The sequence below is a fragment of the Geobacillus sp. BK01 genome (assembly GCF_052220245.1).
In the GTDB taxonomy this organism is placed as follows: Bacteria; Bacillota; Bacilli; order Bacillales; family Anoxybacillaceae; genus Geobacillus.
Window position 1 is genome coordinate 1 of sequence record NZ_JBQPTH010000038.1, and the last position, 6434, is coordinate 6434.

Annotated in this window: 7 protein-coding genes; all 7 read left to right on the forward strand. The window is 36.9% G+C overall.

All coding sequences use genetic code 11. The features are described 5' to 3' along the window. The first annotated feature begins 238 nt into the window (after positions 1–238). A complete protein-coding gene (locus ACTVDO_RS17025; protein ID WP_442901927.1) occupies positions 239–1186 on the forward strand; it encodes a hypothetical protein in 948 nt (315 codons plus the stop codon). Between the two features lie 62 nt (positions 1187–1248). After that, the gene (locus ACTVDO_RS17030; RefSeq protein WP_442901929.1) at positions 1249–1548 is read left to right on the forward strand and encodes a hypothetical protein; all 300 of its coding nucleotides are present in this window, start codon (positions 1249–1251) and stop codon (positions 1546–1548) included. 15 nt (positions 1549–1563) lie between these two features. Next, the gene (locus ACTVDO_RS17035) at positions 1564–2424 is read left to right on the forward strand and encodes a tyrosine-type recombinase/integrase (protein ID WP_442901930.1); all 861 of its coding nucleotides are present in this window, start codon (positions 1564–1566) and stop codon (positions 2422–2424) included. Positions 2425–2493: 69 nt separating this feature from the next. Then, positions 2494–3240, forward strand: coding sequence for a hypothetical protein (locus ACTVDO_RS17040; RefSeq protein ID WP_442901931.1), 747 nt, complete (start codon positions 2494–2496; stop codon positions 3238–3240). Positions 3241–3680: 440 nt separating this feature from the next. Further along, positions 3681–4301 (forward strand): tyrosine-type recombinase/integrase, encoded by a 621-nt coding sequence (locus tag ACTVDO_RS17045; protein ID WP_442901932.1) that lies wholly within the window; start codon positions 3681–3683, stop codon positions 4299–4301. A gap of 109 nt (positions 4302–4410) precedes the next feature. Further along, entirely contained in the window at positions 4411–4695 is a 285-nt protein-coding gene (locus tag ACTVDO_RS17050) for a helix-turn-helix transcriptional regulator (RefSeq protein WP_442901933.1), read from the forward strand. Positions 4696–5053: 358 nt separating this feature from the next. Continuing rightward, on the forward strand, positions 5054–6259 hold the full coding sequence (locus tag ACTVDO_RS17055) for an ATP-binding protein (RefSeq protein ID WP_442901934.1): 1206 nt from the start codon (positions 5054–5056) through the stop codon (positions 6257–6259). The last annotated feature ends 175 nt before the right edge of the window (positions 6260–6434 follow it).

The window sequence follows — 6434 nt, forward strand, 5'->3', positions numbered from 1 at the left end:
GCACCCTAGGTCTGTAAGATATCCACAAAATTGAAAAAGGATGTAAGGGATTTTGTCGAAAAATATTTTTTCGGCACCCCTGAGAGGCCGAAAAGCCTTGATATATCAACATTTCTAGAGGGAGGGATGGAATATTATCCAAAATCCCCCGGTGAAATTTATTCGTACGGATACGATGCGTCCATTGCCTGTGCCAAAAAGAAACGGAGATATAAGCAAGATAAGAAGTATTTTTCAAATGACTGATCAGCAATTTCAACTGTGGCTGTCATTTATTTTTGGATGTTTGAATCCAAAAGGCCCTTTTCCGATTTTGGTTTTAGAGGGAACATCCGGCGCAGGAAAAACGCTTTTATCTGAAATGACCAAAGCGCTTGTTGATCCTGCGTTTGCACCTGTAAGATCTTTACCAAAAACGGAAGAAGACTTATTTATAATGGCTCAAAGAAACTGGTTGTTGGTATTTGATAATTTGTCGGGAATTAGCAATCGTATGTCTGATGTATTATGCAAACTTTCGACAGGAGGAGGATTTACACGAAGAAAGCTATATACCAACAGCGGAGAATCTGTTATGACAGCGACTCGCCCCGTTATTGTTAATGGAATGGAACATATAGCCAGAAGGCCGGATTTAGCCGACAGGGCAATTGTCTTATACTTGTCTAACATTTTTCCAGAAACCCGAAAGACAAAGTCAGAAATATGGGATGAATTTGAACAGCTTTCGGGAAGCATTTTCGGTTATTTGTGCGATGCTGTTTCGATGGCATTAAAAAGATATTCGAATACAGAAATTAAACAGAAACCACGAATGGCCGATTTCGCAAAATGGGTTACAGCAGCAGAACCATCATTAGGGTTTAAAGATGGGGAATTCCTAGCTGTCTTTATGAAGAATCGCCAAGAAATCGCCGAAGAAGCAATCGAACATGATGTACTGGTCTTTTCGATTATCGAAACCATGAAGAATAAGAGCGTTCTAGAAGGACCTGCCTCGTACATTTTGGATTGTCTAAAGAGTTCTGTTCCTTTAACTTATGCGGAATCTGTCGAATGGGTGCCGCCAAACAAATTAAAGTCTGCCATTACAAGGATTGAACCGGTTTTATTAGCAAATGGTATTCAATACAAATATAAAAAGAATAGCAAGGGAAGAATGCATGCTTTTATAAAAATGAACTAATCAATGAAGAGAACAAGGAAAAAGTTCCGTTTCATTGTTCTCTAAGTAAAGGGAGGATGTTGATGATGGATCGATCAAATGATCCAAACTGGAGTGCTTTGTTATATTTATTCAGCAATCATGACAAATTGCAAACTTGTTTAACAAGTGAATTTGTTGACTTAGAAGAGGGGATTGTTCACCAAAAAGCATTATTAAAAAAATCAAAAGTGTGGTTTCGCAGTGAACAGTTTATGCTGAAGCTTGCGCTTTATTTATATTCAGGTAATGGAAAATTGGATTTAAACGACATGGATTATTTAGATGAGAAGAATAAAAATCTTGCATTAAATGCATTGAAAATCCGATTCAAAGTCATGTAGAAGGGAGAAAATAATATGCTGTTTACCGAAGGACAACAGCATTTTAAAAAATATATGATTTATCATGAGATGAGTCCGGAGACTGTAAAGGGATATATGAAAGACTTGCGCTGTTTTAATCAATTTATCACGGACCGCTACAATAGTTTGGTTTATGTGGAAGATATTACGGTAGAAGATGTGGAAGAGTATATGTACTATCTTGTTGATGAGCGGGAATTGGCTCCGCGGAGCCGCAATCGTTATTTATTTAGTCTGCGTTCGTTCTTTAATTATGCCGTAAAAAAACAATGGGTGGAACGAAATGTAGCTGCGGAAGTGGATCCAGTAAAAGTGATGGAGGAAAAAAAGGTAGCTTTAACAAAAGATGAAATTGAGGAATTATTAGACGCGATCGATCACCCGATTATTCACTTTGCGGTTGCCTTGATGTCGTATTCCGGTATGCGGGTGATTGAAGCAAAAGGGTTAAAAATGAGTGATATTGACTTTGAACGAAACCGATTTCTCGTTAACGGAAAAGGAAGACGGCAGCGATATGTTCCGATTGCCAAGGCCTTAAAGCCTTATCTTGATGATTATTTAACTCATATTCGTGTGGATGTCCATTCTGATTATGTGCTGGCAACCACAAAAACCGGACGATTATCAGCGGGATACATTAATCTTGTCCTTCATAAAGCTACGGAGAAACTCGGGTGGGATAAAACAGTGACTTGCCATACACTCCGCCGCTCTTTTGCGACCAATTTGCTACGTGAAGGTGTAGATGTATTTGCCATTTCAAAATTGCTCGGCCATAAATCATTAAAAACTACAACACTGTATCTTCAACTCAATGAAAACGAATTGCAAACCGCGGTGGACAAACTATAAATCCAAGGTGCATCTGCTTAGACAGATGCACCAATTTAGACAAATAAAACACTACGGGAGGAATTTGCCATGAGCATGCCAGAGGATCAAAAACCGATTTACGATGAACGGGTAAATTATATTTTAAGAAGTTTAGCGGCAGGTGTAACTAGAGAGGAATTAGCTAAGGAATTTAAACACAATGACTATCGAACGCTCGATATGTATATGAGACGTAGAAATTTTAAATGGGATCGAGAAAAGAAGACTTATGTGCCGAAAGAAACTCGGATTAGTCATATGAAAGATGAAAATGTTCACTCCGGTAAAGTATCAAGAATTATAAATGCATTCAATGAAGGTAAAGATCCCAAGACCGTGGCAATCGAATTTGGATTTAAAAGCCATAAAGACTTGGCGGACTATATGACGAAAAAAGGATATGAGTGGAATGTGAATGAAGGGAATTATGTTCGCAAATCCGGTGTGATCATAGACGAAGAATCAACGGATAAGGAGGCAGCCACGACAGCCGATAACAAAAAGGAACAATTGAATGGAAATGAAAAACAAGAGATCATCCATCTCATTAAAACATTATACGAAAAACTGAACATTAAAGTGGAGGATCCTATTGTAGATAAGGTGCCGCGTTATCTTGTGAAGGGAATTGCGAAAACAAAATCTGTGCAAATGAGTCATCTGCTTCATCAGCTTTTAGAAGATTATAGTTATGAAAAAAATATTACGCAACGTCAAATTATTGAAACAGCAATTATTGATTTCTTTCGAAAATATGGTTATAAGCACGAGGTAGATGCTTTACTCAGTCAATGATCAGGGGGTGATTCCCCCTGATTTATACATAATAATTGGTCGTAGAAATACGATTCTAGGAACAACAAGTTTAAAATGGTTTTATTTTTGTTCGCATAATTATCAAGAACGACGGATTAGATTGTTCGCATAATTTTTTTGAAGGAGAGCTTGTTATGCAGAACTATGTCACTCCGTTTATTGGCTATTTATATGAAGAAGCGAAAGATGAAAAAACCATTGCGTCGTACCGGACAACGGTCGTTCATTTTTTAACATGGAAAGAGTAGCGGGATGGAGAATATATAATAGAAGAAACTCGTCCAATCGATATTAAGGAATATATAAGCTACTTAAAACATCAGTGCAAACGGAAACCGGCGACCATTAATAAATACATCGCTGCATTGAAAGTCTTCTTTGCCTTTTTGCTTTCCAGCGGGATCATTAAGGACAACCCGATGACACGCATCAAAGTCGAAAAACTGGATTATGCTAATGGGGCAAATCAAACAAAATGGCTGACAAAAGAAGAACAAGACCGCTTCATTAGTTATGTACAATTGGAGCCAAATGAATTCAAACGGCTGCGAAATTTAGCCATTATCGATTTAATGCTTTATTCAGGACTGCGGGTAAATGAGGTTTCTTCATTAGAAATAAACGACATTATAACTAAAGATAAAGATGTTCAAGTGATCATTCGGGAAGGCAAAGGGAATAAGTTTGCCACTGTAATACTGGTTCAAAAACACGCCAAAAATTTACGTAAATGGCTGAAGTATCGAAAAAGTCTAGAAAAGGACATACATAAAGAATCCACACGATTATTTGTATCCGAGCGTTCCCCGTTTTTATCCGAGCGGGGAATTCAAAAGACGCTGGCTAAATACGCTCGGCTAGCCAACATGGAGAACATTACTCCGCACCGCTTTCGTCATAGTTTTTGCAAAAACCTAGCCAATGCTGGAACGCCCATCGAGATTATTAGACGTCTTGCTCGGCATGAAAGCATTCAAACAACAGCTATTTATGTAGATGCATCGAAAGAAGAACAGGTAGAAGCATTACGGAAAATGTAATGATCATTATTCAGTATAATCCATATTCTTTCTGATGCGGAGGGCAACCATTTTCCAAACGATATAATCATCCATCATTTTGCGATTCACAATTTAGGAGGGAAAAAGAATGAGTGATTTTTTTAAGAAATATGCAGCTATTCGAGGCGAGCTGCATGTTCAAAAACTTCAATTAGAAGGAACGATAGCTGCACAGATCAAAACAAGACGGAAGCAGCTGAATATGTCTCAACAGGAACTTGCAGATCGTATTGGAGTTCCAAAATCCACAATTGGAAGGATTGAAGCAGGACTTACGAGTTCTAGAGTAGGGACACTTTTTAAAATTTCACAGGCACTGAATACCCCTTTTATCATTGACGGTACGAGTAGACAGGGTCAGACAGGATCATAACCATAACTGCATGTTCAAGTTTAGAGCATCATTCATACGCTTATATTATCGAAGTTGTTCCTTGGAGAGAATATTCTCCAAGGAATTTGTTTTTGGAGGAAGGGATCAATGTATGTAAAATTTCGTATCTGTCAATCGTTGATCTCTCCTTATGTGCTTTGACGTTTAGATAAATATGAAAAGTATAAGATAAAAAGGCCGTGAAAAGTACAAAAAGGTCTATAAAGGTCTATAAAGGTCCTTTTTTATATTATTAGGTTTAAAATTAGTGATGATTAGGTTAAAATATTAGTATTAAGATATATAATATATATTAGATATATAAGATATATAAAGGTGTGAAAAGGAGGGATATGGTTTGAGAAAGCTTCGTTCTAATGAAGTGTTCAAACCGGGATCATTTCCGAAATACACATACGTTTCTAGAAAGTCTTCGGGTTTCGGTTTTACGTATGAAACACGTTTGAAGCAAGCTCTTAATACACCGGGATATTTAACGTCCATTATTGGTCCATCTAAAACAGGGAAGACTGTCTTATGTGAGAAAGTGATCGAACCGCAAAATATGGTTTCTTTAACAGGTAGTGATTTTAAAAATGCAAAAGACTTTTGGGAAGTTGTTGCAAATAAAGTCGGTTTGCCTCTTGAAGGAGAATACTCAGAAACGACTGTGCTAAAAGGCACTGATAATAATCCAGAAGATAAATCAATTTCTACTCGAGAAAAGTATGGATCAAACAAGGATAAGGTGATTGAATTTTTTAAAAAAAATAACTTTGTGTTAGTTCTAGATGATTTCCATTATGCTCCTGAAGAGGTGCAGTTAGATATCGCTTATCAATTAAAAGATGCCATTAGAAGAGAATTTAAAGCTGTGGTTATATCACTACCTCATAGAGCGGATGACGCCATTAGGAAAAATCCAGATTTGAGCGGCAGATTAAATTTAATTAATATCGAGCCATGGCAAGAAGATGAGTTAAAGGAAATTGCGATTACTGGTTTTGAGCAGCTTGGCATCAAAATAAGTGATGAATTGGCTTTAAAAATGGCTTTAGAAAGCCTTACATCTCCACAGTTAATGCAGTCAATTTGTTTGAATTTGTCGCTTATTTTAAATATTGATGAAGATGAAAGTATAAAGGAAATAAATGACGAAAAAAAATTGGAAGAAAGTTATCGGTTCACTACTCTTAACTTACCGTATCAAGAAGTGGTGAAAAAGTTAATGGCCGGTCCATCCACAAGGGGGCAAGAAAGAAAAAAATATCAATTAAAAAATGGAGAAAAAGCGGATATTTATCATATTTTATTAAAAGCAATTGCTCAAAATCCACCTGTTGTTAGCCTGTCAGTGGACGAAACGAAAGAGAGAATCGATCAGCTGCTAGTAATTAATTCAAAGGAAAAAATCGAGAAGAACAAGATTAGAGATTCTCTTCAAAAATTGCATGATATCATGTTTTCTAGCGAGCCTATTTATCAAGTCTTTGAATGGAAAGATAATCAAATATTCATTCTAGATCCCCTGTTCCTGTTCTTTTTAAGATGGGGTACTTATTGATCGTGAAGGGGGATTTATATGTCGATGATTCGAAAAGAGCCGGATATAGTGTAAATTATCATTTTATTTCAGCACAAAACGCCCATTTTTTGCACATTCTTTCAGAAAGCCCTCTCCCCTTTTCTGAAGGAATGTGCTAAATTTTTTGTGAATTGTTTCGGACAAAGATTTCCAT

Excerpts from the sequence above, each read along its gene's own strand:
- ACTVDO_RS17025 (WP_442901927.1), top strand. The coding sequence starts at position 239 with ATGACTGATCAGCAATTTCAACTGTGGCTGTCATTTATTTTTGGATGT.
- ACTVDO_RS17030 (WP_442901929.1), top strand. The coding sequence starts at position 1,249 with ATGATGGATCGATCAAATGATCCAAACTGGAGTGCTTTGTTATATTTA.
- ACTVDO_RS17035 (WP_442901930.1), top strand. The coding sequence starts at position 1,564 with ATGCTGTTTACCGAAGGACAACAGCATTTTAAAAAATATATGATTTAT.
- ACTVDO_RS17040 (WP_442901931.1), top strand. The coding sequence starts at position 2,494 with ATGAGCATGCCAGAGGATCAAAAACCGATTTACGATGAACGGGTAAAT.
- ACTVDO_RS17045 (WP_442901932.1), top strand. The coding sequence starts at position 3,681 with ATGACACGCATCAAAGTCGAAAAACTGGATTATGCTAATGGGGCAAAT.
- ACTVDO_RS17050 (WP_442901933.1), top strand. The coding sequence starts at position 4,411 with ATGAGTGATTTTTTTAAGAAATATGCAGCTATTCGAGGCGAGCTGCAT.